The organism is Streptomyces sp. NPDC048349 (assembly GCF_040651925.1).
GTDB lineage: Bacteria > Actinomycetota > Actinomycetes > Streptomycetales > Streptomycetaceae > Streptomyces.
Genome location: NZ_JBEZLA010000052.1, coordinates 1 through 24,478, shown reverse-complemented (window position 1 = coordinate 24,478; position 24,478 = coordinate 1). Strand labels below are relative to the sequence as shown.

Below are 24,478 nucleotides of genomic sequence, written 5' to 3'. Positions count from 1 at the left end.
CGACCGCCCCCGCATGCGCCCGGCCCCGGCAGGGCATGTTGGGCACATCGGTGGAGGTGAAGGTGCGATGGCAGGATTCCGGAGTCTGGCCCATCAGGTGCGCGACGCGCGCAATGACCGGGCCCTGCGGCGCCATTCCCTGCGCCGCTGCCTGGAGCGGTTCGCCCCGTACGGGCACCGGGCCACGTGGTGGCACCTGTGCGACCGGCACGGGATCGCCCCCGAGGACCGGGGCGCCGACCCGCTGCGGCTGGTCGCCGCGCTGGAGGAGCTGGAGGACGCACGGGCGGTCTGGCTGGAGTACGAGCGCCAGTTCGCGGAGCGGCGCCGGCGGGAGAAGCACCACGGGCTGCGCCGTCCGGAGTGGGCGTGGGGCGGGAGCGGGGACGCGGTGGTGCGCTGCGCGGATCCGGGGGTGCGGCCGGAGGGCGCGCTGGGCGAGGTGTTGAGACGGCTGGTCAGGGCGCTGGAGTCGGAGCCCGGGAGGGCGTGCCCGGTCTGCGGGGAGGAGGAGCTGCGGTGGCCGGCCGTCCCCGCGGTCGGCGCCTGGGAGGGGGCGTGGGCCTGGGACGGTCCGGTGTGCGCGGGCTGCGGGATCGTGGTGCCGAGACCGGCGCTGGCGGACACCTCGACCGCGGGCGCGGCGTGAGGCCGCGCGGGGCGTCGGAACGCGCCTCCGGGGCGGCCGGGGCACCGGGGGTGGCTGTGGCACCTGTGGCGAGCCGGCCCGGGGGATCGGCGTCCGCGCCGCTGGTGTCGCTGAACGGCGCCCGGGGCGCCGTCGAGGGGTCGGCCGTGCCGATGTCGCCGCAGGACCTGGCGGAGGCGGCGCTGGCCGCGGTAGCCGCGGGGGCCGGGGAGGTACGGGTGAGCCCGCGGACCCCGTGCGGCCGGCAGAGCCTGTCGCCGCGGGTGGTGGGGCCGGTGCTGGAGGCGCTGCGGGGCACGGGGGTCCGCGTACCGCTGTCGGTGCCGGTGAGCGTGGGGGCGGAGCCCGGTCCCGCGGGGCGGCTGGAGCGCGTGCGGTCCTGGAGCGTGCTGCCGGACCGGGCGGAGGTGAGTTTCGCGGAGCCGGGGGCCGCGGAGTTGGCGGAGGCGCTGCTGGCCCGGGGGGTCCTGGTCGACGCGATGGTTCCGCTGGGCGGACCGGCCGGCCCGGAGCCGATGGCGCGGTTCCTGGCCTGGCCGGTGCGGGCGCCCGGGCGGGTGCGGCTGCTGGCGGAGCTCGCCGCGGCCGATCCGGCGCTGGTGGCCGGGCTGCGCGGGCTGCCGCCGGTGGCGGTGGTGCTGTACGGGCGGGAGGCCGCCGCCTGGCCGGTTCTGCGCCTGGCCGCGCGATGCGGTACGGGCGCGCGGACCGGCGTGGGCGACGTACTCCGTCTGCCGGACGGGCGTCCGGCGCGGTCGAACGCCGAACTGGTGGCGGCGGCCCGGGAACAGCTGGAGCGGCACGCGCCGGTTACAGCCGCGAGCCGGTGAGCCGTTCGCCGAAGACGTCGTCCGGGTTGGACAGTGCGCAGTTCTCCAGGGAGAGGCAGCCGCAGCCGATGCAGTCGGTCAGATGGTCGCGCAGCCGCCCGAGTTGGGTGATCCGCTCGTCGAGCTCGGTGCGCCAGGCCTCGGAGAGGCGGGCCCAGTCCTCGCGGGTGGGTGTGCGCTCCTCGGGGAGTTCGGCGAGTGCGTCGCGGATGCTGGCGAGCGGGATGCCCACGCGCTGGGCGGCGCGTACGAAGGCCACCCGGCGCAGCGCGTCGCGGGTGTAGCGGCGCTGGTTGCCGGATGTGCGGCGGCTGCTGATCAGGCCCTTGGACTCGTAGAAGTGGAGCGCCGAGACGGCGGCTCCGCTACGGGCGGACAGCTGGCCGACGGTGAGTTCGTGGATTTTCTCGGGAATCTGCGGCACCCGGTCGAGGTTAGTCGGCGGTCCGTTGACATACACATACGGTCCCAGCATGCTGAGCAAGCGCTTGTTCGCCCCGGCGCAATCCGTGAGTGAGAGGCAGGAGCAGGGCATGGCCGAGCCGAGGATCTTCACGTCCGCCGAGGAGCTGCACGCCGGGACGGGCGAACCGCTCGGGCCCAGCGGATGGCTGGAGGTGGACCAGAAGCGGATCGACCTCTTCGCGGACGCCACCGGCGACCACCAGTGGATCCACGTGGACCCGGAGCGGGCGGCGTCCGGACCCTTCGGTTCCACGATCGCGCACGGCTATCTGACCCTGTCCCTGCTGCCGAGCCTGGTGCCGCAGATCATGCGGGTCGAAGGCATGAAGATGGGCATCAACTACGGCGTGGACAAGGTACGCTTCCCGGCGCCGGTGCCGGTCGGCTCGCGGCTGCGCGCGACCGCCGTGATCACGGAGGTCACGGAGGCCGGGGGCGGGGTCCAGGTCGCGGCCACCGTGACGGTGGAGCGCGAGGGCGGCGACAAGCCGGTGTGCGTGGCGCAGTCGGTGTCCCGCTACTACTTCTGAGCCGCTGCCGTTTCGGAGCGGCTCATCCCCTGCGGAGCGGCTACCGCCTCCTGGCCACCGCACGGCCGTTGACGGCGCGCGCCCGGGTCTGTTGGCAGCACGCGCCCGGGTCTGTTGGCAGCACGCCCGGGCCCGTCCTCCCGGTCCGGTGCCCGCCGGCCTACCGGTGGGGGCGCGCGCCCACCATGCGGAGCACGAGGTCGGCGTAGAGGGCGCCGACCTCGTCGGGCGTGCGGTGCCCGGACACGCTGAACCAGCGGGCCACGTCGATGCAGAGCGACAGCACGGCGAGGGTGGTGCCGGGCACGTCGGGGACGGCGAACTCGCCCGCCTCGACGCCGTCGGCGAGGATCCGGCGCACGGCGGCGTCGCTCTGCCGGCGCAGTGCCACGATCTCGGAGCGGTGCTCCGGAGCGAGAGCATCGAGCTCGTACTGGACCACGCGCGCGGTGGTGTGGTGGGCGGCGTGCCAGCGTACGAAGGACCGTACGGCCGCATCGAGCCGTTCGGCGGCGGTGCCCGGCGCGTCCGCGGCGGTGGTGAGGATCTCCAGGGCCTTGTCGTGGCCGATCCGGCTGATCCGGTGGAGCAGTTCTTCCTTGGTCTTGTAGTGGATGTAGAGGGCGGCCGGGCTCATCCCCGCGCGACCCGCGATGTCACGTGTGGTGGTCGCGTGGTACCCGCGCTCCGCGAAGGCCTCCACGGCGGCGACGAGCAGCCGCCGCGCGGCGTCGGGGGTGACCTCGGACCACGGCTGGTAGCCGTCGACCGTCTCCGCCGCGCTGTCCATCGCTCACTCACCCTCTTCGCCGTATGGAAATGAACACCTTACCGGAGGGTGAGCAAGCGCTTAGCGGGCGCGCGGGAGGTTGGCGCGCTCCCGTTCGTGCTCAGAACGCGGACACCCCGGTCCGGGCCCGGCCGATCAGCAGCTTCTGGATCTGGCTGGTGCCTTCGTAGAGGGTCATCACGCGGGCGTCGCGCAGCAGCTTCCCGGCCGGGTACTCGTCGATGTATCCGTAACCGCCGTGCACCTGGAGCGCGTTGCTCGCGGCCCGGACGGCAGCCTCGGAGGCGAAGAGCTTGGCGGTGGAGGACTCGGTGGCGAAGGGCTGGCCGCGGTCGATGAGGTCCGCGACCCGCCAGGTCAGCAGGCGGGCGGCATCCACGTCGACCGAGATGTCGGCGATCAGCTCCTGCACCAGTTGATGGTGGGCGATCGGCTTGCCGAACTGCTCGCGCTGGGCAGCGTAGGACACGGCCGCGTCCAGGGCCGCCTGGGCTATGCCCACGCAGCCGGCGGCCACCGACATCCGGCCCTTGGCCAGTGCGGACATGGCGACCGAGAAGCCCTTGCCTTCGGGGCCGAGCAGGGCGGAGGCGGGGACGCGGACCCCGTCGAGGGCGAGCTCGGCGGTGGCCTGGCCGCGCAGGCCGAGCTTGCCGTGGATCTCGCGGCGGGTGAGGCCGGGCGTGTCGGTGGGGACGAGGAAGGCGGAGACCCCGCGGTGGCCGGGCTCGTCGCCGGTGCGGGCGAACAGCAGCACGACGTCGGCCCAGGTGCCGTTGGTGATGAACATCTTGCTGCCGCTGAGGACGTAGGCGTCGCCCTCGCGCACGGCGCGGGTCGTGAGGCTGCCGGCGTCGGAGCCGGTGCCGGGCTCGGTCAGCCCGAAGCAGCCGAGCGCGTCCCCGGCACACAGGCGCGGCAGCCAAGCGTGCTTCTGCTCCTCGGTCCCCCAGGCCGCGATGGACTTGGCGACCAGGCCGAGGGAGACCGAGACGATGCCGCGCACGGCGGAATCGCCCCGGCCGAGCTCCTCGGTGACCAGGACGTAGGCGAGGTGGTCACCGCCGGAGCCGCCGTATTCCTCGGGGACGGTCAGGCCGAGGAAACCGAGCGCACCGAGCTTCTTCACGATGCCCCGGTCGACGCTCTCGGCGCGGTCCCACGCGGCGGCGTACGGGACCACCTCGCGCTCGGTGAACTCGCGGGCGAGCCTGCGCACGGCGCTCTGCTCCTCGCTCAGCTCAAGGTTCACCGGGCACCTCCGGGCGTTTCGTCCGGGCCGTTAACTAGCACCGGTAGTTTATGGCGGGCAGGCCCTACTATGTGGCGCATGGCCAGACCGCGCAAGCCCCTCCTCAGCAGAGCCCGCATCGTCGAGGCGGCGGGGGCGCTCGTGGACGCGGAGGGGCTGGAGGCCGTCTCGACGCGGCGGCTGGCGGCCGCCCTGGGGGTCAGCGGGCCATCGCTGTACAACCACTTCCGCACGAAGGACGAGATCCTGGACGCGGTGGCGGACGCCGTGAGCGCGCGGGTCGACCTGTCGATGTTCGAGGCCGGCCGCCTGGACTGGCGGGGCGCCCTGCACGCCTGGGCCCACTCGTACCGGGCCGCCCTGTCCGACCATCCGAACATCGTCCCGGTACTGGCGCGGGGCCCGGGCCGCCGTCCGGCGGGCCTCCGGCTGGCGGACGCGGTGTTCGGCGCGATGACGGCGGCGGGCTGGCCCCCGGCCCAGGCGACCCGGATCGGCGCGCTGATGCGGTACTTCATCCTGGGCTCGGCGATGGCCTCGTTCGCCCGGGGCTTCGTGGACGACGAGACGGCATACGACCCGGCGGACTACCCCCACCTGGGCCAGGCCCACCTGCTGGCCGAGCGACAGAACGAGGTGGACGAGGGCGCCTTCGAGACGGGCCTGGCGGCCCTGCTGGACGGCCTGGCGCTCCAGTACGAGGCGCTGGCGCGCGCGAACGCGGGAACGTAGCCGGCCGCGGCTCGCGCGCGACCGCGGGAGCTTGGAAGGCCGCGGCCTCCCCGGCCCCGCGCAGCCTCGAGGACCGCGGCGTCCCGGGGCGCCGTCTCCTCCTCCACCGGGCCGGGCTGGGGAGAAGACGGCGCCGGACTGCCGGACCAGAACCGGACTGCCGGACTGCCGGACTAGAAGACGACGAGCGAGCGGCCGCCCTTGCCCGCCAGCATGGCGTCGAAGGCGGCCGGGATGCCGTCGAGGGTGATGCGGTCGGTGACGAGGCCGCCGAGGTCGAGGCGGCCCGCGCGGACGTGTTCGGCGATCACCGGGAGGTCGCGGGCGGGGTCGCTGTTGCCGTAGACGCAGCCTGTGAGGGTGCGGGCGAAGTGGAAGATCTCCAGCGCGTGGAAGGTGACCTGCTGGTCCTTTCCGCCGATACCGACGACCGTGGTGCGGCCGCCCCGGCGGGTGGCCTCCCAGGCTGCGCGGATGGTGTCCGCCCGGCCGACGCATTCGACGGCGACGTCCGCGCCCTGCCCGCCGGTCAGGGCACGGATCTGCTTGGCGGTGGTGTCCGAGGCGAGCACGAATTCGGTGGCTCCGGCCGCCCGCGCCAGCTCCTCCTTGGCCGGCGAGACGTCGACGGCCACGACGGGGCCCGCCTGGGCGATCCGGGCGGCCTGGAGTGCGGCCAGCCCGACCCCGCCGACACCGAACACGGCCACCGACTCCCCCGGGCGGACCTGGGCGCTGTGGTGGACGGCGCCGTAGCCGGTGAGGACCGCGCAGCCGAGCAGGGCGGCCTCGGCGAGCGGGATCCCGGCCGGCGCGGGCAGCACGCAGTTGGCCGCGACGACCGTCTCCTCGGCGAACGCGGCCACGTTCAGCCCCGGGTGCAGCTCGGCGCCCTGCGCGTCGTGCGCGTAGACGGCCCCGACGCCCGTGAGCGCCTGCGCGCAGAGCCAGACCTCGCCGATGGAGCAGTGGTGGCACTGCCCGCAGGACGGGGCCCAGTTGAGCACGACCCCGTCGCCGGGGGCGACGTGGGTCACGCCCTCCCCGACGGCGAGGACCGTACCCGCGCCCTCGTGGCCGAGGACGGCGGGGACGGGCACGCGCATGGTGCCGTTGGTGAGGGAGAGGTCGGAGTGGCAGACCCCGGCTGCGGTGAGCCGGACCCTGACCTGCCCGGGGCCGGGATCGGGCAGCACGATCTCCCGTATCTCGAGCGGGGCTCCGACGGCGGGCAGGATGGCGGCGCGGACCATGGTCGTCTTCTCCGAATCGCGGCGGCTCAGAACGGGCAGGACAGCTTAGAACTGCAGGGACTTGGTCTGGAGGTACTCCGCCAGGCCGTGCGGGCCCAGTTCGCGGCCGACGCCCGACTGCTTGTAACCGCCGAAGGGCGCGAGCACGTTGAAGCGGCCGCCGTTGATGTCCACCTGTCCGGTGTCCATGCGGCGGGCGAAGGCCACGGCCGTCTCCCCGTCCGCGGCCCAGACCGCCCCGCCCAAGCCGTAGACGGTGCCGTTGGCGATGCGCAGGGCGTCCTCCTCGTCCTCGTAGGCCAGGATCGACAGCACGGGGCCGAAGATCTCCTCCTGGGCGATGGTCATGTCGGGCGTGACGTCGGCGAACACCGTGGGCGCGACGAAGTAGCCCCTCTCGTGCGGTGCGTCGGCGCCGCCGGCGACGAGGCGGGCACCTTCCTCGACGCCCTTGGCGATGTACCCGCGCACGCGCTCGTGCTGCTTGGCGTTGACGACCGGGCCCAGGCGGGTGGCCGGGTCGGTGGGGTCGCCGGTGGGGTAGTTGGCGACGGCGGCGGCCGCGAGCGAGACGGCTTCCTCGTACTGGTCCCGGTGTACGAGCATGCGGGTGAGCGCGTTGCAGCTCTGACCGGTGTTGTTCATGACGTGGCCCACGCCGGCGGCGACGGCCTTGGCCAGGTCGGCCCCGGGCAGGATGACATTGGCCGATTTGCCGCCCAGCTCGAGGGCGACCCGCTTGACGGCGGCGCCGGCGGTGGCGCCGATCTTCTTGCCGACGGCGGTCGAGCCGGTGAAGGAGACGAGGTCCACTCCCTCGTGCGCGGCCAGGGCCTGTCCGGCGACCGGACCGGTTCCGGTCACGAGGTTGAAGACTCCGGCCGGGATGCCCGCCTCGTGCACGGCCTCGGCGAAGAGCTGTGCGGTCAGCGGGGTGTCCTCGGCCGGCTTGAGAACGAGGGTGCAGCCGGCGGCGAGAGCGGGCGCCACCTTGGCAACGACTTGGTGCAGGGGATAGTTCCAGGGCGTGATGGCCCCGACCACACCGACCGGTTCGAGCAGCACGGTGGAGTTCCCGAGCCGCTCCTCGAAGGCGTACGAACCCGCGAGTTCGGCATACGAGGAGGCCACCGCGAGCGGCGCCCCGACGTGGACCATCTCCGCGAAGCCGAGCGGGGAACCGAGCTCCGCGGTGATGGTCTCGGCGATCTCGCCCTTGCGGGCGGCCAGTACGTCGCGCAGGGCGCCGATCAGGGCCGCCCGCTCGGCCGGAGCCGTGGCCGCCCAGCCCGGGAGGGCTGCGCGGGCCGCCCGTACGGCGGCGTCCACGTCCTCCGCGGTGCCGGCCGGAACCGAGCCGATGACCTGCTCGTCGGCCGGGTTGACCACCTCGATGCGGTCGCGTCCGGCGGCGGGCCGCCATGCGCCGCCGATGTACATCCCGTCGTGGGCCTTCATGGCATTTCCTCCCGAGCACGCACGAGCGCGTAGACCAGACCTCGCGGACACCCTACAAACTAGCGCCGGTAGTTTTCTGCGCGCCAGGGGCGGCCGGGATCAGATGATGCCGAAAAGCATCCCCGCCGCGAGGACCACCAGGGAGGTCAGGGCCGCCCATTTCACCGTGAAGCGGGTGTGGTCGCCGAACTCGACCTTGGCCATGCCGACGAGGACGTAGACGGCCGGAACCAGCGGGCTCGACATGTGCAGCGCCTGCCCCACCAGGGAGGCGCGGGCGATCTCGAGCGGGGAGACGCCGTGGGCGGCGCCTGCTTCGGCGAGGACGGGCAGCACACCGAAGTAGAAGCCGTCGTTGGACATGAAGTAGGTGAGCGGCAGGCTGAGCAGGCCGGTGACCAGCGCCATGTGCGGACCCATGCCCTCGGGGACGGCGCCGACAAGCCAGTCGGCCATGTGCTTGACCATGCCGGTGCCGGAGAGGACGCCGGTGAAGACGGCGGCGGCGAAGACCATGCCGGCGACGTTGAGGACGTTCTCGGCGTGGGCGCCGATCCGCGCCTTCTGGTCGGGCATGTGTGGGAAGTTGACGGTGAGGGCGAGGGCGGCGCCGAGCAGGAACAGCACCGGGATGGGCAGCAGCTCCGTGATCATCGCGGTGAGCAGGGCGAGGGTGAGACCGGCGTTGAACCAGTACAGGCGCGGGCGCAGGGTGGCGCGGTGGGGGTCGAGGCCCTGGAACCCGTCCGCGGCGGCCTCGGGGGCGGCCGGGGCGGGGGTCGGAGCCGGGCTCGGGCTCGGGGCGGCCGGATCGGAGCCGCCGGCCACGGTGGAGGGCGTACCACCGTGGCCGGCCGGGCCCGACGGGCCCTCGGCGGAGCCGCCCGTACCGGCGGCCACCAGCGCGGATGCGGTCTCCGGGGCGCGCTCGGCTGCGGTGGCGGGGGCGAGGGCGGGTGTTGTGACGGCATCGTCTTCGGGCATGGCCAGCAGGCCGACCCGGCGGCGCTCCTTCACGCCGAGGACGTAGGCCAGGACGAACACGAAGATCAGGCCCATCGCGAGGGCCGGGATCATCGGGACGAAGATGTCGGCGGCGTCGAGCTTGAGGGCGGTCGCGGCGCGGGCCGTGGGCCCGCCCCAGGGCAGGGTGTTCATGACGCCGTTGGCGGTGGCCGCGACGCCCGTCATGACCACGAGGCTCAGGCCGAGCCGCTTGTAGAGCGGGTACATCGCCGAGACGGTGATCATGAAGGTGGTCGATCCGTCTCCGTCGAGCGAGACGATCGCGGCGAGGACGGCGGTGCCGACGACCACGCGCACGGGGTCTGCCTTGCAGAAGCGCAGGATGCCGCGCACGATCGGGTCGAAGAGGCCGACGTCGATCATCACGCCGAAGTAGACGATGGCGAACATCAGCATCGCGGCGGTCGGCGCGAGTTTGCCGACGCCGTCGATGACGTAGTCGCCGAGGTGGGCGCCCTTTCCTGCGAACACGCAGAACAGCGCGGGGATGAGGACGAGCGCCGCGATGGGCGACATTTTCTTCAGCATGATCAGGACCAGGAAGGTCGCGATCATGGCGAAGCCGAGGATGGTCAGCATGCAGGGAACGTAGGTGCCTCCTCCTTGCGCCAACAAGACGTCAACGCGTGAGCAATACGAGCAAAACTGCAGCTCAGGGCAGGGGTGCGAGCGTGACGGGGAAGCCGTTGAGCACGGCTGTTCCCGAGAGCGGATCGAGCCGGCTGCCGTCGAGCAGCTGGTTGACGTTGGCGCCGGGGGTGGCGGCGGCGACCGAGAGCCGGGTGCCGGTGCGGTCGTGGCCCCAGCCGTGCGGCAGGCTCACCACTCCGGTGCGCAGGGTGTCGGTGATCTCCACGGGCACGTCCAGGCTGCCCCCGTCGGCGGTGATCCTGGCCCGGCCCCCGTCGGTGAGGCCAAGCCGGTCCGCGTCCTGCGGGTGGACCTGGAGGGTGCACCGGTTGGAACCTCCGGTGAGGGCCGGGACGTTGTGCAACCAGCTGTTGTTGGACCGCAGATGGCGGCGGCCCACGAGCACCAGGGCGGCGGGGCGGTCGGCGAGCGCCGCACGCAGCCTGGGGAGCTCTGCCGCGATCGGGTCCGGGAGCAGCTCGATCCTGCCGCTGCGGGTCTTCAGCACGCCCGGAAGCCGGGGCCCGAGCGGTCCCAGGTCGATGCCGTGCGGTGACGCCAGCAGCCGCTCCAGGCTGAGCCCGTACGCCGCGGCGTCGGCGGCGGGTTGGGCAGAGGGGTCGGCGGCGGGTTGGGCAGAGGGGTCGGCGCCCGGCTCGGCTTCGCGCTCGGCGGCGCCGACTCTGAACCGGTCTCCGTACGGCCCGAGTCGGAGCATCAGATCGAGCCGCCGCTCGGGGCCGCTCCCACCCGTGAGCAGGCCTGCGAGGCGCGCCGGATCCTGCCCGTGCAGCGGGGAGTGCGCAGCGGCGGTTTCCTTGGCGAGGGCGGAGTGGATGGCCAGTTCGTCGACACCGGCCGGGTCGGCGGACCCGTGCAGGCCGGAGACGGCCAGGATCAGCCGCGCGTGGATCTCACACTCGTCCATCCGCCCTGCCTCCAGCGGGACGGCGGCGGGCGTGTAGCGGGCCTGGTTGCGTACGGCGAACCCGTTGAACGCGAAGTCGAAGTGCGCGCTCTGGGAGGGCGGCGGCGGGGGCAGTACGACATGGGCGTGGCGCGAGGTCTCGTTCAGGTAGGGGTCGACGGAGACCATGAATTCGAGCCCGGCCAGCGCCCGGTCGAGCCGGTCGCCGTCGGGTGCGGACAGGACGGGGTTGGCGGCGATGGCGAGCAGGACCCGGATCCGCCCTTCCCCGGGTGTGTCGATCTCCTCCGCCAGCGCGGCGGTGGGGAGTTCGCCCTTGGCTTCGGGGTGGCCGCTGACCCGGCTCGCCCAGCGGCCGAGGGCGAACCCCTTGCCGGGACCGGCCGGCCTGGGCGCGGGGGCCGTCGCGGAGAGCGGGAAGAGGGCTCCGCCCGGCCGGTCGAGGTTGCCGGTGAGGATGTTCAGTACGTCGACCAGCCAGCTGGCGAGCGTGCCGTACTCGACGGTGCAGCTGCCGATGCGCGCGTAGACGGCTGCGGTGGGGGCGGCGGCGAGCTCGCGGGCGAGGGTGCGGATCTCGGCGGCCGTGAGGTCGCAGGCGGGTGCTACGGCCTCGGGAGTGAAACTCTCGAGCGCGGCGGCGAGTTCCCCGGTTCCCTCGATCTGTTCCTCCAGTGCGCCGGGAGCCGCGAGCTTCTCCTCGATCAGCGTGTGCGCGAGGGCGGCGAGCAGCAGCGCGTCGCTGCCCGGGCGCGGCGCGAGGTGGCGGTCGGCGAGCTTGGCCGTGCGCGTGCGGCGCGGGTCGACGACGACCAGGGTCCCGCCGCGGGCGCGCAGGGCCTTGAGCCGGCCCGGGAAGTCGGGGGCGGTGCACAGCGAACCGTTGGACTCCACCGGATTGGCGCCGAGGAGCAGCAGGAAGTCGGTGCGGTCGAGGTCGGGGACCGGGATGGCGAAGGCATCGCCGAAGAGCAGACCGCTGGAGACGTGCTTGGGCATCTGGTCGAGCGTGCTGGCGGTGAAGAGGTTGCGGGTGCCGAGGGCCTTGAGGAGCAGGGGCGGATAGAGGGCGCCGGCCATGGTGTGGACGTTCGGGTTGCCGAGGACGAGGCCGGCCGCCTGGGGTCCGTGCTCCCGGACGAGGGCGGGGACGGCGGCGGCGATGGTGTCGAAGGCCTCCTCCCAGGTGGCCTCCTGGAGCCGGCCGTCGCGTCGGACCAGGGGGGCGCGCAGCCGGTCGGGATCGGAGTCGAGTGCTCCGAAGGCGGCGCCCTTGGGGCAGATGAAGCCGCGGCTGAAAACGTCCTCGCGGTCACCGCGGGCGCCGGTGACGGCGGCGCCCTCGATGGTGAGGGTGAGGCCGCAGGTGGCTTCGCACAGGGGGCAGATGCGCAGGGCGGTGCGGGGCATGGGCCCTCCAGGGGCAGCAGGCTGCGGCGCGGGCACGCGGGCGCTCCGAGCATACCGACCGGTTGGGACGGAGGGGAGGGGCTGGAGGGGCCCGACGCCGCGCCGGACCGGAGCCGCAGCGACACCGGGGCTGCGCAGGGGGTCAGTCCAGTACGCGGGCCAGGTAGGCGTGCATCATCGCGCGCGTCTCGGCGACGATGCCGGGGTCGCCTGCCGGGTCGGTGCGGAAGGCCAGTTGGATCAGCGCGTCCGTGGCCTCGACGGAGACGAGGACGGCCCGCCCGAGGGCGACGTCGGGGCTCAGCCCGAGGTGGGCGCAGAGCAGTTCGGTGAGGCGGGCGGCGACCAGGTGGTTGGGGTCGGCCTCCGGCCCCTCGGGCGGCGGCGCGGGCACGCCGAAGTCGACGAGCGCGAAGCCGGGCACGCTCCGCTTCATGACCAGGTACTCGTCCAGTACGGCGTCGACGACGGGCCGCCAGTGGGTGGCGGGGAGGTCCGCGAGCCGGTCCGCGATGCCGTCGGCGTAGCGGTCCAGGTTGCGGTGCGCGAGGGCGATGGCCATGGCCCGCTTGTTGCCGAAGAAGCGGTAGACCGAACCGATCGGCACCCCGGCGCGCAGGGCGACCGCGCGGGTGCTGAGGTTCTCGTACCCGGTCTCGTCGAGCAGCTCGGCGCATGCGTCGAGGATCCGGGCGAGCCGGTCGGCGCTGCGCTGCTGGATCGGGGTGCGGCGCAGGGGGTGGGCGGGAGGCACGGGGTCCATCATGCCGTTCCTCGCTTCTGTGTCGAGCGGGGGCTCAGTTCAGCAGGAGGCTCAGCCCGCCGATCGTGTACGTGATCATCAGCGCGAGCAGCGGCAGCTGGCCGGCCACGGCCCGGGCGGGCGGGAAGAGGCGGACGGACCGGTCGTGGGCGGCGACGACGCCGAGCACGTGGCTGGCGACGACGGCCATGACCTGGAGGGCGGCGAGGCCGCCCGGACCCAGGGGTGGAGCGGGGTCGGGGGCGTTGTCAGTGCCGAGTGCCATGCTTACTGTGCGTGGTCCTTCGGTTACCAGAAGGGAGAAGTAGTGGGCGATGAGATAACCGAGTGCGATCGGTACGAGTGAGTGCGCGAACGCGGTGAGCGGGCCGGGGTGCGGACCGCTGACGAAGCGGGTGGCCGCCGCGCAGAGGCAGTACAGGGTGGCGACGAGGGCGACGGAAGCGAGCAGTCCGAGTGTGGCCGTGGGGGTGCGGCCGAGGGGGGAGGTCTGGAGGAGGTTGATCCAGGAGGGGTTGTCGGAGAAGCCGTCGTAGGCGGTGGAACCGAGCAGGACGCAGACGGTGGCGACGAGTCCGGGCCGCTCGGGCGTCGCGTCGAGTCCGTGGAAGGGGTTGCGCAGGACCAGATGGCCGTCGCTTCGGCGGCCGAGGGGGGAGAGGCGGGCCAGGAGGGCGGAGTACGCCTCGAAGGCGTCGGCGTCGTCGAACCAGCGCTCGCCGAAGCGGGCGGCGAGCAGCAGGTGGGCGGTGGCGTAGGTGGCGAGGGCGATGAGGAGGGTGGTGGTGGATGCGGGGTCGGGAGAGACGAGCTCGAGCCAGGTGAAGGCGAACAGCCCGGCAGCGGCCGGCCATTGGCCGAGGCGGGCGGGGAGGGGGCGTTAGGGGCGGGCGCGGTCGGGGCCTGGGCGGTCAGGGCCGGGGTGGTCAGGGCCGGGGTGGCGGTGGATGGCCCGGGTGAGCAGGCGGTGCAGGGTGCGGAGCGGGTTGAGCAGGCGCCAGACCGGGCCGAGGAGGAGGGAGGCGGGGACAAGTCCGACCCAGAAGAGGACGTAGACGGCGCCGGGAGCGGGATTGTGCGCGGCGTCGTCGGGACCGAGGAGGAGGTGAAGGAGGACGGCCAGGGCGGCGGCGAGGCCGAGGCCGCGCAGGGCGGTGCGGGTGGCGGGGGCGTCGGCGGCTCGCTGGAGGGCGGCTGGAAGGGGGCGACCGGAGCGGTCGGCGCGGAATCGGGAGGTGGACCAGAGGAGACCCAGCGCGAGGAACGAGATGAAGAGTGCGGCGAAAGCACCGGCGAATGCATAGAAGGGAGAGATGGGCAGATCGTGCTGGGACCCGATCCCGTGCGCGAGCGTGGTGAGCGGATCGGCCGGGTGCAGGACCACGCCCTGGCCGGCCCCACCACCGCCGGCGCGCGGGGCGGGGACCGGACCGGCCGGGGTCAGCATCGGCCCGCCGGCGTCCCGCCACCCGGGGCCCCCACTCCCCCGGCCCGGGGAGGTGTGGGCGGCACCGGCATCGGCGGGGGCATGAGCCTGGGGTTCGGTCTCGGCATCGGCGGGGGCATGAGCCCGGGGTTTTGCCTCGGCATCGGTGCGGGCCTCGGCGGGGTCATCGGACGAGGAGTTGGGTCAGGACGAGGGCGGACTCGTGCGTCTCGACCTCGAAGAGGCCCGTGCGGTCGGCCGTCAGGATCAGGGTGGCCTCCTGGCCTGCGGGCAGGGTGAGTTCCTTGTCGTAGCCGTGGACGTGCAGGGTGTCCGAGCGGTCGCTGGTCACGCGCAGGGCCACCCGTTGGCCGCGGCGCAGTTCGGTGCGGGCGGGAGCGGGGCTAACCTTGCCGTCCCGGACGGTGATGGTGACCGTCCGGTCGGCCTGCTCCTGCGGGGTGCTGCCGTGGTCGTGCCCGCCGGGCCGGCTGCCCGGGGCGGGCGCGGTGGCGGTGAGCGGGGTCGTGCCCTCGACCGCCTTGCCCGAGACCGCCCAGGCGGTGTGGTCGTCGGCGTACAGGCGGACGGTCAGGGTGTGCGTGCCTTCGGGGACCTGCGCGGCGGGCAGGTGGAACCAGGGGCCGTACAGCCGGGCCAGTTTGCGGCCGTCGAGCTCCAGGTGGGCGTGGCCCGCGCCCGGGAGGGCGGCCCCGCCGGTGCTGTCGGGGGTGAAGCGGAAGTTCTGCACGGCCAGTTGGAGGTTCCAGCCGTCCTCCGAGTCCGGCCGGGCGGTGAGCCGCACCTCCGGCGCGCCCTGCGCCGGGACCTCGCGCAGCCGGTGGCCGGCGCCGTCGTCGGCGGCGAGCAGAGTGCCCGTCTCCCCGGAGGCCTGCTCGTGGCTGGTGCCGGGCTTGTGGTGGGTGGTGGCCCGCCCACCACAGCCCGTCGCCATCACGCAGGCGAGCAACAACGCCAGGGCGAGCCGGGCCGGAGTGCGCGCGGCGCGACCGGCACCGGCGGCACGGGCGCCGTCACCGGCGGGGGCTCCGCCGCCGGTCACGAGCCGGGCCCCGGGGGCGGGGCGGGCGGTCATCGCCGAGCTCCTGAGCGCGGGGCGGGCGTACCCGTCCTGCCTGCCCGGAGCGGGCCGGGCCGTCTCCGCCGGCCTGCCGGGGGCGGGGTGGGCGGTCACAACCCGGCTTCCGGGAGCAGGGTGGGCGGTCTCGGCCCAAGCGCCGGGGGCGGGGCCGCCGGTCACGACCCGGCTCCCGGGGGCAGGGTGGGCGGTCTCGGCTCGGGCCCCGGGGGCGGGGCAGGCGGTCTCGGCCCGGCTCCCGGGGGCAGGGTGGGCGGTCTCGGCCCTGGCGCCGGGGGCGGGGCAGGCGGTCTCGGCCCGAGCGCCGGGGGTGGGGTGGGCGGTCTCGGCCGGGGGGCCGGGGGTGGGGTGGGCATGCGTCTCTCGCCTGCCAGGGGCGGGGTGGGGGGTCACCGCTGGGGGCCCTGGGGTGGGGTGGGTGACTGGGGGCCTGGGGCGGATGGGGATTCGGGGGATGCGCCGAAGGTGGGGGTGGGGGCGGCCGGGGCCAAGGGGCGGTCGTTCGCGGGGGCTTCGCCGGGGGTGCAGGGGTGGGGCGGGGTGTGGGGGCGGGCCGAGGCGACGACCGCCCACAGGACCCAGGCCACGGCGAGCAGGGACCGCACCCAGGCGGGGCTCAGCGGGGTCCAGGGGATCATCAGGACGGCCTTGTCGAAGGCGTCCAGCAGGGTCAGTCCGGCCAGCAGGAGGGTCAGGCGGGCCAACCAGGGGCGGGTCGGGCGCAGGGCCAGCCCGACACCCGTCCACCACAGTCCGAGGAGGAGGAGGGCCAGTGCCGGAACGGAGGTGGCCACCAGGCCGGCCGTGGAGCCGGCCACGTCCAGGGCCAGGCCCGCCAGGCCCAGCAGCGAGGCCGCCGTGCCCAGGCGCGAGCCGCGCAGCCGGCGCCACCACAGCACGCCGCCGACCAGCAGCAGGACGCCCGCCACGGCGAGCGCGATCTGGGTCTCGACCCGTTCCAGACCGCGGGCACCGTACCAGTCGCAGCCGGCCGGGAGTTTGCGCGCCTGGACGCTGTAGTCCGCGCAGACGAGCAGCTGGACCAGCTTGACCGGTTCGCCGATCAGCCGGGCCGAGGCGCCGGTGACGTCCCCGCGGGCCTGGCCGCACCGCGGCAGCGTGCCCGGCGTGGTGCCGTCGGGTCCGTCCTGCCAGCAGTTGCCGCGGCCCTGGCCGTCCCACCACACGTCCATGCCGTTGGGGCGGGCGGCGCCGGACTTGTCCTTGCCCAGGGTGTTCCCGGCGTAGCGGTTGTGGTGGGAGGTGTCGGCCTGCTTCGACCACTGCTCCTCGCCGCGGATGAAGGCGGGTACCGCGCTGAGGAAGAAGCCCGCGCGCCGGTGTCCGTACACCCAGTTGTCCTCGTAGAGGTTCCAGTTGCCGCCCGCGGTGATGATGCCGGTGCCCGGCGGCATGGAGATCTGCGGGCACACGACGCCGCGTTCGTAGCCGCGCTCGACCGGCGGCTTGGCGCAGGTGCCGTCGGCGACGTACCGGTAGTAGTCCTGGTTGTTGTCGTGGATCAGGTTGCGCTCGAACTTGGCGTGGTTCTGCGGAAGTCCGGGGTGGCCGGGGAAGGCGCTGTCCATCGAGGCGCCGCCCATGTTCTGGTCGAACTCGTTGTCGTGCACCCACACCGAGTCGCCCGCGGTGCCCGAGTAGCCGACCATGTTGTGGTGGCTGCGGCAGCCGGTGATCTCGATGGAGTAGCGGGGCACGTCGTAGCCGCGGCCGTCGTTGATGTCGGACGCGCTGCCGGGATAGATGCCGGAGTCGCCGTTGCCGTACGACTCGCAGTTCTTGTAGAGGCCGTGGTCGCTGGCGAAGGTGAGGAAGCCGTACTCGTCGTTCCAGCGGGTCAGGACGTCGTCGATGACGAACCCGTCGCCCGCCAGCACGTACAGCGAGTTGAAGGTGGTGCGCTGGGCGGTGAAGTTGCGGAAGTAGATGCCGTTGGACCGGTCGGCGCGCAGCGCGTTCAGCTTCTGGTACTTGGCGTCGATGACCACGTCGGTGCGTGCGGCGCCGGTGCCCTCGATCTGGAGGTTCGTCTTGCCGAGGATGGCGACGAGGTTCTGGTTGTGGCGGCAGGCCACCTGCTGCTCGTAGCTGAGGATCTGGTAGCCGAGCGAGGAGTTCGGGGCCTTCAGGGCGGCGCACTCCCCCGCCGGCTTGCCCAGCGAGGGCTCCTCTTCGTAGAGGCCCGGCAGGACCGCGATGTTCATCCCGGGCCGGTCGACGGCGTCGACGGCCTCCTGGAGGTGGCGGTAGCCGCTCTTCTCGCACCGTTCGTACAGGGCGAGGTTGCGTTGCTTGAGCGCCTCCGGAAAGCCGGATATGCGGCGTTCGAAGTCGCGCCGGCCGGTCTTGCAGACGAGGAGGTCGGGCTCGGCGTTCCGGTACGCGGGTACGGAGCCGGAGCCGTCCGGGAGGGTGACGGGGCGCTCCTCGTGCGCGCGGGCGGCGGGCGCGGCGGCGAAGAGGGACAGGAGGGCGAGGAGGGCGGCGAGGAGCGCCGCCGGCACGGCAGGGAACCTGCGGGTCCACGACATGCGCGTGAGAGTAGAGCAATGTTCATCTTTTGTGAGCCCCCTCTGCGCGAATCCGTTCCGCCGAGGAGAGGCCTCTGCGCCAAGGTCACCGTTGACGTGGGGGCCGCGGAATCCTACTGTCGACCATAGGATTCCTTCGACGGAGCGGGAGCAGCACATGAGCGAGCAGGCCAGGAAGACGGCGGAGGGGCTGGAGTACCTCACCGGCTTCGGCAACGAGCACAGCTCGGAGGCCGTCCCCGGCGCCCTGCCGCTCGGCCGGAACTCGCCCCAGCGCGCACCCCTGGGCCTCTACGCCGAACAGCTCAGCGGCTCCGCCTTCACCGAGCCGCGCACCCACAACCGCCGCTCGTGGCTGTACCGGATCCGCCCGTCGGCCGTGCACCCGCCCTTCACCCGGATCGACAACGGGGCCCTGCGCACGGGGCCCTTCACCGAGATGGCCGCGGACCCGAACCGGCTGCGCTGGAACCCGCTGCCCGACCCGGCGCCCGGCACCGACTTCCTGGCCGGCCTGTGGACCCTCGGGGGCAACGGCGACGCCGCCCAGCGCACCGGCATGGCCATCCACCTCTACGCCGCCAACGCCCCCATGGTCGACCGGGTGTTCAGCACCTCCGACGGCGAGCTGCTGATCGTCCCCGAGCGCGGCGGGCTGCTGCTGCGCACCGAACTCGGCCTGCTCGCCGTCCGTCCGGGCGAGGTCGCCCTGATCCCGCGCGGCGTCCGCTTCCGCGTGGAGCTCCTGGACACCGACAGCGGCACCGGCACCGGCGACGGCGCCGCCGACGGCGGCGACACCGGAGCCGGTCGCTCCGCGCCCGCCCGCGGCTACGTCTGCGAGAACTACGGCCAGCCCTTCGAGCTGCCGAACCTGGGCCCGATCGGGGCCAACGGCCTCGCCGCGGCCCGCGACTTCCGGGCTCCGGTGGCCGCGTACGAAACCCCCGAACTCCTCGACCGCCCGACCGAGGTGGTCAACAAGTTCTGCGGCAACCTCTGGTCGGCCACCTACGACCACTCGCCGCTCGACGTCGTCGCCTGGCACGGCACCCACGTGCCCTACGTCTACGACCTGCGCCGCTTCAACGTCCTGGGCTCGATCAGCTACGACCACCCCGACCCGTCGATCTTCACGGTGCTGACCTCGCCCTCCGACACGCCGGGACTGGCCGGCGTGGACTTCGTGGTCTTCGCGCCGCGCTGGCTGGTCGGCGAGGACACCTTCCGCCCGCCGTACTTCCACCGCAACGTGATGAGCGAGTACATGGGCCTGATCGAAGGCGCCTACGACGCCAAGGCGGAAGGGTTCGTGCCGGGCGGCGGCTCGTTGCACAACATGATGTCGGCGCACGGCCCGGACCGGGAGACGTTCGACCGGGCCAGCGCCGCCGAGCTGAAGCCGCAGAAGATCGACGACGGCCTGGCCTTCATGTTCGAGACCCGCTGGCCGATCACCGCCACCGCCCAGGCGGCCGGCGCGGATCACCTCCAGCGCCGATACGACGACGTGTGGCAGGGCCTGCAGCGCCACTTCCGCGCCTGACCTGCACTGCATACCCTGCGTAGCGCGCCTGCGTAGCGCGCCTGCGCCTCGCGCCGGCGCACCGCGCCCGCACCGCGCCGCACCGCCGTCCAGCCGTTCGGAGAACCTCCCGTGACCGCCTTCGCACCCGACTCGCTGGTCCTGAACCGGAAACTGCCCCTCTGGTACCAGGTGTCACAGTCGCTGCGCGCCTCGATACTGGGGCGCACCCCGGACGCCTCGCTGCGCCTGCCCACGGAAGAGCAGCTCGCCGAGCACTACGGGGTGAGCGTGCTGACCATGCGGCAGGCGCTCAAGGAGCTGGAGGGCGAGGGCCTGATCAGCCGGCACCGGCGGCGCGGCACCTTCATCGAGCCGGGCGCGCGGCGCGGCTCTCCGGTGCGGCTGCTGGGCTCGGTCGACGCGATCGTGGCCCAGCAGTCGGGCGACCGTACGACGATCCTCGGCCACGGGCGCACGGCGGTGTCCGGGGAGCTGCTGGAGCACTTCCCGGACACGCCCGAGGTGGTCACGTACCGCCGGCTCCGCCACGACCGGGCGAGCGGCGAGCCGACGAACTGGGTGGAGAACGCGGTCCTTCCGGAGCTCGCCGAGGCGGTACGGCTGGCTGATCTCGAACGGTGGCCGATGACGAAGGTCCTGCGGGACGTCGTCGGGGTGCGCATCAGCCGGATCACCGACACGGTCGAGGCGCGGCTCGCGGACCCGGAGACGGCCGAGCTGCTCCAGGTGCCGCTGCTCAGCCCGATCCTGCACTACACGGGCGTGACCTACGACGAGGACGGCCGGGTGGTGGACGTGGCACGGATCCGCTACCGCGGCGACCGGTTCTCCTTCACGGTGACGGTCGACGCGCACTGACGCGGGGAAGCGTCGCACCGACTCCCGCAGACGCGCGCGCCGTCCCCAGAGGCGCGCAGGAACCGCCGGACCCCCGGACGAGGCCCGTCCGGGTCACGGCCGGGCTGTTCCTGTCGGCGGGCTACTTCTCTTCCTCGTCCTTGGCGCGCTCGCCCTCCGCCTGCGACGGCGTGGTCCGCATCGTCTGGGGGTGCAGCTGCTTGCGCTGGGTCTCGTCCATGTCCTCGTCGAGCCGCTCGCCCTCGGCCTGCGAAGGAGTCGAGTATTCGTCGTACTGACTCATGGCCGTCTCCTCGGTCGATACCGTACGTATGCGTACATAAGGAGCGTAGCGCTTCGGCCTGGACACAGCCCGGCCGCCGGAAGCCGTCGCTACCATCGGCGGCGTGAGCGCTGACGCACCGCTGCCGGACCTGCTGCTGGACGATCTGATGCCCTGGGCCGTGGGCGGCCTGCGCCTGGGCCGGGACTGGGTGGCCGCGCCCGATCCGGCAGCCCTGCGCGCCCGCTGGGCGGCCCTGACCAGCGCCGAAGGGGCCGAGCGGGAGCGGCTGTTCCGGCCGAGCCGCACCCGTACGCCCGCCTCCGGTGCGGCCGCGCTGCCCGGCCAGCGCTCGGCTGCCACCGCCCGTTTCGCCGACGTGCCCGGCCCGTGCCCCGATCCGGTGCGCGTGCTCCGCGAGCCCTTCGACGAGCAGTGGCTCCTGCCCGACCAGCGGCTCATCGACACGGCCCGCCCGGAGCTGTGGCGGGTCCTGGACCAGCACCAGCTGTTCCTCGTGGAGACGCCGGACCCGCTGGTCACCGCGCTCCTCCCGGCCGGCCGGCTCGGCCGGATCCGCCCGCTCCACCGGCGCCCCGGCGGCGCCGAGCCGAACATCGCCCCCGGCCTGCTGCCGCTGCTGGGCGAGCGGTACGGCGGCTGGGTCACCCCCGAGGACCTGCTGTGCTGGATCCTCGCGGCGGGCCGCCCGGGGCCGCGGGGGTACGGGGTCCCGCTCGCCGCCGACCCCGCGCGCTGGCGGGCCGGGCTGGAACTGGGGCACCGGCTGCTCACGGTCCAGCTGCGGGGCGCCCGCGGGGGCGAGGCGCCGCGGCTGCCCGGCGGGCGCCGCCCGTACGTCCGCTCGGCGGTCACTGCCTGGCCGGACGAGGTCGTGTACGACGCCGGGAGCGAGACGCTCGGCTTCGGCGGGGGGACCGTGTCCCCCGTACCGGTCGGCGCGTGGGAGTACGAGGTGCAGGGCGTGCGGGTGCTGGAGGCCTGGTTCGCCGCCCGCGGCGCGCACCGCGACCCTGCCGCCGACGGGCTGGAGGCACTGGGCCCGGCGCAGTGGCCGCAGGCCTGGACCTCGGAGCTGCTGGCCCTGGTGACGACCTTGGCGCTCCTGGCCGATCTGGCCCCGGAGCGGGCCGCCTTCGAACCGGGACCCGCCCTGTCCGCCGGGGAGCTGCGGGCGGCCGGGGTGCTGCCGCCGCCGCGGTGGGCCAGGCGCCCGGCCTCGGTCCTGGACCACCAGGAGGAGGGGCCGGGCGGGCAGTTCGCGCTGCTCTGAGCACCGCGAACACGCCGGCCCTTACGGGCCCCAGGCCCCCAGCAGCCGCGCCATCGAGCGGTCGAAGACGGCCGCCATGTCCAGCCCGGCGCCCGGGACCGGGCCGCCGCCCGTGAGGGCCGCCGCCAGTCGCGGGTACTGCCCGGTGGCCAGGCACGAGCCGAGCCAGGCCGTCCGTACGCCCTGCTCCTGTTCCTCGCTCCAGGGCAGCGACCGGGCCCGCTCGGCCAGCGCCAGTTCGCTCGCGACGTACGTGGCGACGGCGCCGTTGACCGCGGCGACCAGCTCCAGCTTCTCGGCATCGGGCACGTCCAGCGGCGCCAGGCAGTCCAGGCTGTACTCCAGGTAGCGCAGGGCGTTCGGGCTGAAGCCGTGGACGGGGCTCAGCAGGCGCGGCAGCCACGGGTGGCGGTGCATCAGCGCCCGCGTCTGGCGGGCCAGCGCGAGCACGTCGGCCCGCCACTCGCCGGCCGGCGGGGGGAACTCGTACTCCCCGCTGACCGCGTCGACCATCAGCTCGTACAGGTCGTCCTTGCGCGGCACGTAGTTGTAGAGGGACATCGTCCCCGCGCCGATCCCGGCCGCCACGCGCCGCATCGAGACGGCTTCGATCCCCTCCTCGTCGGCGATGCGCACCGCCTCGGCGGCGATCGACTCGCGGCTGTGCGCGGGCCTGGGACCGCGGCCGGCCCGCTGGGGGCGGGACCAGATCACTTCGGGTTCAGCGGGTCGCCCGCCGGCTGTCATCGCTCAGATCACCTCGTCGTCTCGCCACCATCTTAGTTACGTACGCCGTACGTAGTGAGGTACGGTGTCGCGCATGACAACTGCGTACGCTGTACTTAGTGAGGCTCTGGAGAAGAACTACGGGGAGGTCCACGCCCTGCGCGGCCTCGACCTCGCCGTGCCCGAGGGCACGGTCTGCGGCCTCCTGGGACCCAACGGCGCGGGCAAGACCACCGCGGTCCGGATCCTCGCCACCCTCATCGCGCCCACCGCCGGGCGCGCCCTCGTGGCCGGCCACGACGTCGCCCGCGATCCCGCGGCGGTCCGCCGCGCCATCGGAGTCACCGGCCAGTACGCCTCCGTCGACGGGGACCTGACGGGCCGCGAGAACCTGCGGCTCTTCGCCCGCCTCGCCGGACTGCGCGGCTCCGCGGGCCGGGACCGCGCCGACGGGCTGCTGGAGCGCTTCGGGCTCGGGGAGGCGGCGGACCGCGTGGCCGGCACCTGGTCCGGCGGCATGAAGCGGCGCCTGGACCTGGCCGCCGGGCTGGTGACCCGGCCCCGCGTGCTGTTCCTCGACGAGCCCACGACCGGCCTCGATCCGGCGGCCCGGGAGCAGATCTGGACCGCGGTACGGGAACTCGCCGAGGAGGGCACCACGGTGCTGCTCACCACCCAGTACCTGGAAGAGGCCGACCGGCTCGCCGACGACATCGTGGTCGTCGACCGCGGCCGCGCCGCCGCGCACGGCACTCCGGGCGAACTCAAGGCCAGGATCGGCGCCTACGCCGAGGTCGCCGTCCCCGCGCGCGAGGCGCTCGCGGGCGCAGCCGCCGTACTGGACCAGCTCACCGGCGGCCGGCCGGTGCTCGACGAGGAACGGCTGACGGTCGGCGTCACCGTGCTCGACTCCGCGCTCACGCTGCCGCGGATCATCCGCGAGCTCGACACCAGCGGGGTTGCCGTCACCGATGCGACCCTGCGCCCTCCCACCCTCGACGAAGTGTTCCTGCGCCTCACCGGGATCCCCACGGCAGCACAGGACTCGGCACAGAACACGGCCACGAATGCGGCACGGAACGCGGCGCGGAACACGGCACGCAAGGAGAACGCGGCATGAGCACCCTGCTGTCCGACGGCGGAGCCGTCCTCACCCGCCAGCTCCAGAAGGCCCGGCACGCCCCCGCCCTGCTGATCCTCACCCAGACCATGCCGATCACGATGCTGCTGTTCTTCGGCTACGTCTTCGGCAGCGCCCTCGCGATGCCGGGCGCCGAGTACCGCGAGTTCCTGGTCCCCGGGCTGCTCGCCGCGACCGCCGCGAACGGCCTGATGACCGGCATGTTCACCGCCGCGCAGGACGCCCACCGCGGGGTGATGGACCGGTTCCGGACGCTGCCGATGAGCCGGAGCGCCGTACCGCTCGGGCAGACCGCCGCGGATCTGCTCACCACTGCGGTCTCCATGGTGCCGCTGATGCTGGTGGGGCTGGCGATGGGCTGGCGCGTCGAGAGCGGCCTGCCGGGCGCGCTCGGCGCCTTCGGCCTGCTGCTGCTGTTCCGCTTCGCCACCGCCTGGGTCGGGACGTACCTCGGGCTGCTGAGCAAGAGCGAGGAGGCGGCCGGACAGCTCGGCAGCGCCACCTTCGTCCTGCCGATGCTCTCCAGCGCGTACCTGCCGACCGCCGGGCTCCCCGGCTGGCTGCGGACGGTCGCCGAATGGAACCCGATCAGCGCCGTCGCGACCGCCGTGCGCGACCTGTGCGGGAACGCGGGGGCCGGGGCCGCGGCGGGCGCCGCCTGGCCCGCCGCCCACCCGGTCGCCGGAGCCGTCGTGTGGTCGTTCGTGCTGCTCGCGGTCTTCGCGCCGCTGGCCACGCGCCGGTTCGCGCGCGGCCTCGCCGCCTAGGGGGTGTCTGACGGAGGTCCGCGGCGTCGCGGTGCCCGGCACGCACTCTCGCCGCACCGGCCGAAAGCCCAAGTACGTCCAGTACGGG

The 24,478-nt window shown here is 73.8% G+C and carries 21 protein-coding genes and 1 pseudogene; 9 read left to right on the top strand and 13 right to left on the bottom strand.

Features of this window, described 5'->3' with window-relative positions; genetic code table 11:
• Window positions 1–67: 67 nt before the first annotated feature.
• A complete protein-coding gene (locus AB0D44_RS25380) occupies window positions 68–649 on the top strand; it encodes a hypothetical protein (RefSeq protein WP_362594997.1) in 582 nt (193 codons plus the stop codon).
• A 50-nt stretch (window positions 650–699) separates the two neighbouring features.
• Complete coding sequence (locus AB0D44_RS25375) at window positions 700–1,479, top strand: 3-keto-5-aminohexanoate cleavage protein (protein ID WP_362594995.1); 780 nt, start codon at window positions 700–702, stop codon at window positions 1,477–1,479.
• Here AB0D44_RS25375 and soxR read toward each other — a convergent pair.
• A complete protein-coding gene (soxR, locus tag AB0D44_RS25370) occupies window positions 1,460–1,903 on the bottom strand; it encodes a redox-sensitive transcriptional activator SoxR (protein WP_362594993.1) in 444 nt (147 codons plus the stop codon). The two genes, AB0D44_RS25375 and soxR, sit on opposite strands and share 20 nt — an antisense overlap.
• Before the next feature lie 109 nt (window positions 1,904–2,012).
• Between soxR and AB0D44_RS25365 the strand changes: the two genes are divergently transcribed.
• On the top strand, window positions 2,013–2,474 hold the full coding sequence (locus AB0D44_RS25365; RefSeq protein ID WP_362594991.1) for a MaoC family dehydratase: 462 nt from the start codon (window positions 2,013–2,015) through the stop codon (window positions 2,472–2,474).
• Window positions 2,475–2,634: 160 nt separating this feature from the next.
• Here AB0D44_RS25365 and AB0D44_RS25360 read toward each other — a convergent pair whose 3' ends face one another.
• Together AB0D44_RS25360 and AB0D44_RS25355 are read right to left on the bottom strand one after the other, a co-directional pair.
• On the bottom strand, window positions 2,635–3,264 hold the full coding sequence (locus tag AB0D44_RS25360; RefSeq protein WP_362594989.1) for a TetR/AcrR family transcriptional regulator: 630 nt from the start codon (window positions 3,262–3,264) through the stop codon (window positions 2,635–2,637).
• 100 nt (window positions 3,265–3,364) lie between these two features.
• Window positions 3,365–4,516, bottom strand: coding sequence for an acyl-CoA dehydrogenase family protein (locus tag AB0D44_RS25355; RefSeq protein WP_362594987.1), 1,152 nt, complete (start codon window positions 4,514–4,516; stop codon window positions 3,365–3,367).
• Between the two features lie 78 nt (window positions 4,517–4,594).
• Here AB0D44_RS25355 and AB0D44_RS25350 point away from each other — a divergent pair, with 78 nt between their 5' ends.
• Complete coding sequence (locus AB0D44_RS25350; protein ID WP_362594985.1) at window positions 4,595–5,248, top strand: TetR/AcrR family transcriptional regulator C-terminal domain-containing protein; 654 nt, start codon at window positions 4,595–4,597, stop codon at window positions 5,246–5,248.
• A 173-nt stretch (window positions 5,249–5,421) separates the two neighbouring features.
• On the opposite strand, the gene AB0D44_RS25345 is transcribed toward AB0D44_RS25350, so the two are convergent.
• From AB0D44_RS25345 to AB0D44_RS25310, 8 genes and pseudogenes are all read right to left on the bottom strand, one after another.
• Complete coding sequence (locus AB0D44_RS25345) at window positions 5,422–6,501, bottom strand: Zn-dependent alcohol dehydrogenase (protein ID WP_362594983.1); 1,080 nt, start codon at window positions 6,499–6,501, stop codon at window positions 5,422–5,424.
• A 45-nt stretch (window positions 6,502–6,546) separates the two neighbouring features.
• Window positions 6,547–7,959: an aldehyde dehydrogenase family protein gene (locus AB0D44_RS25340; protein ID WP_362594981.1), complete on the bottom strand. Its 1,413-nt coding sequence runs from the start codon at window positions 7,957–7,959 to the stop codon at window positions 6,547–6,549.
• Window positions 7,960–8,058: 99 nt separating this feature from the next.
• A complete protein-coding gene (locus AB0D44_RS25335; RefSeq protein ID WP_362594979.1) occupies window positions 8,059–9,564 on the bottom strand; it encodes a citrate:proton symporter in 1,506 nt (501 codons plus the stop codon).
• A 73-nt stretch (window positions 9,565–9,637) separates the two neighbouring features.
• Window positions 9,638–11,953: a molybdopterin oxidoreductase family protein gene (locus AB0D44_RS25330; protein ID WP_362594977.1), complete on the bottom strand. Its 2,316-nt coding sequence runs from the start codon at window positions 11,951–11,953 to the stop codon at window positions 9,638–9,640.
• 142 nt (window positions 11,954–12,095) lie between these two features.
• Window positions 12,096–12,716 (bottom strand): TetR/AcrR family transcriptional regulator, encoded by a 621-nt coding sequence (locus tag AB0D44_RS25325; RefSeq protein ID WP_362594976.1) that lies wholly within the window; start codon window positions 12,714–12,716, stop codon window positions 12,096–12,098.
• Window positions 12,717–12,750: 34 nt separating this feature from the next.
• A pseudogene (locus AB0D44_RS25320) lies at window positions 12,751–14,100 on the bottom strand (hypothetical protein).
• Window positions 14,101–14,326: 226 nt separating this feature from the next.
• Entirely contained in the window at window positions 14,327–15,097 is a 771-nt protein-coding gene (locus AB0D44_RS25315) for a hypothetical protein (RefSeq protein WP_362595057.1), read from the bottom strand.
• A gap of 533 nt (window positions 15,098–15,630) precedes the next feature.
• Window positions 15,631–17,793, bottom strand: coding sequence for a right-handed parallel beta-helix repeat-containing protein (locus tag AB0D44_RS25310; protein WP_362594974.1), 2,163 nt, complete (start codon window positions 17,791–17,793; stop codon window positions 15,631–15,633).
• Between the two features lie 157 nt (window positions 17,794–17,950).
• Between AB0D44_RS25310 and AB0D44_RS25305 the strand changes: the two genes are divergently transcribed.
• Entirely contained in the window at window positions 17,951–19,339 is a 1,389-nt protein-coding gene (locus AB0D44_RS25305) for a homogentisate 1,2-dioxygenase (protein ID WP_362594972.1), read from the top strand.
• A 111-nt stretch (window positions 19,340–19,450) separates the two neighbouring features.
• Window positions 19,451–20,200, top strand: a complete 750-nt coding sequence (locus tag AB0D44_RS25300; RefSeq protein WP_362594970.1) for a GntR family transcriptional regulator — start codon at window positions 19,451–19,453, stop codon at window positions 20,198–20,200.
• A 121-nt stretch (window positions 20,201–20,321) separates the two neighbouring features.
• Here the strand turns inward: AB0D44_RS25300 and AB0D44_RS25295 are convergent, their stop codons facing one another.
• Window positions 20,322–20,483: a hypothetical protein gene (locus tag AB0D44_RS25295; RefSeq protein ID WP_362594968.1), complete on the bottom strand. Its 162-nt coding sequence runs from the start codon at window positions 20,481–20,483 to the stop codon at window positions 20,322–20,324.
• Window positions 20,484–20,631: 148 nt separating this feature from the next.
• On the opposite strand from AB0D44_RS25295, the gene AB0D44_RS25290 reads away from it, so the two are divergent.
• Window positions 20,632–21,756 (top strand): type ISP restriction/modification enzyme, encoded by a 1,125-nt coding sequence (locus AB0D44_RS25290; protein ID WP_362595055.1) that lies wholly within the window; start codon window positions 20,632–20,634, stop codon window positions 21,754–21,756.
• A gap of 21 nt (window positions 21,757–21,777) precedes the next feature.
• On the opposite strand, the gene AB0D44_RS25285 is transcribed toward AB0D44_RS25290, so the two are convergent.
• Complete coding sequence (locus AB0D44_RS25285; RefSeq protein WP_362594966.1) at window positions 21,778–22,503, bottom strand: TetR/AcrR family transcriptional regulator; 726 nt, start codon at window positions 22,501–22,503, stop codon at window positions 21,778–21,780.
• Window positions 22,504–22,576: 73 nt separating this feature from the next.
• On the opposite strand from AB0D44_RS25285, the gene AB0D44_RS25280 reads away from it, so the two are divergent.
• Together AB0D44_RS25280 and AB0D44_RS25275 are read left to right on the top strand one after the other, a co-directional pair.
• On the top strand, window positions 22,577–23,602 hold the full coding sequence (locus tag AB0D44_RS25280; protein ID WP_362594964.1) for an ATP-binding cassette domain-containing protein: 1,026 nt from the start codon (window positions 22,577–22,579) through the stop codon (window positions 23,600–23,602).
• The gene (locus AB0D44_RS25275; RefSeq protein ID WP_362594962.1) at window positions 23,599–24,390 is read left to right on the top strand and encodes an ABC transporter permease; all 792 of its coding nucleotides are present in this window, start codon (window positions 23,599–23,601) and stop codon (window positions 24,388–24,390) included. The genes AB0D44_RS25280 and AB0D44_RS25275 overlap by 4 nt, the downstream gene beginning before the upstream one ends.
• The last annotated feature ends 88 nt before the right edge of the window (window positions 24,391–24,478 follow it).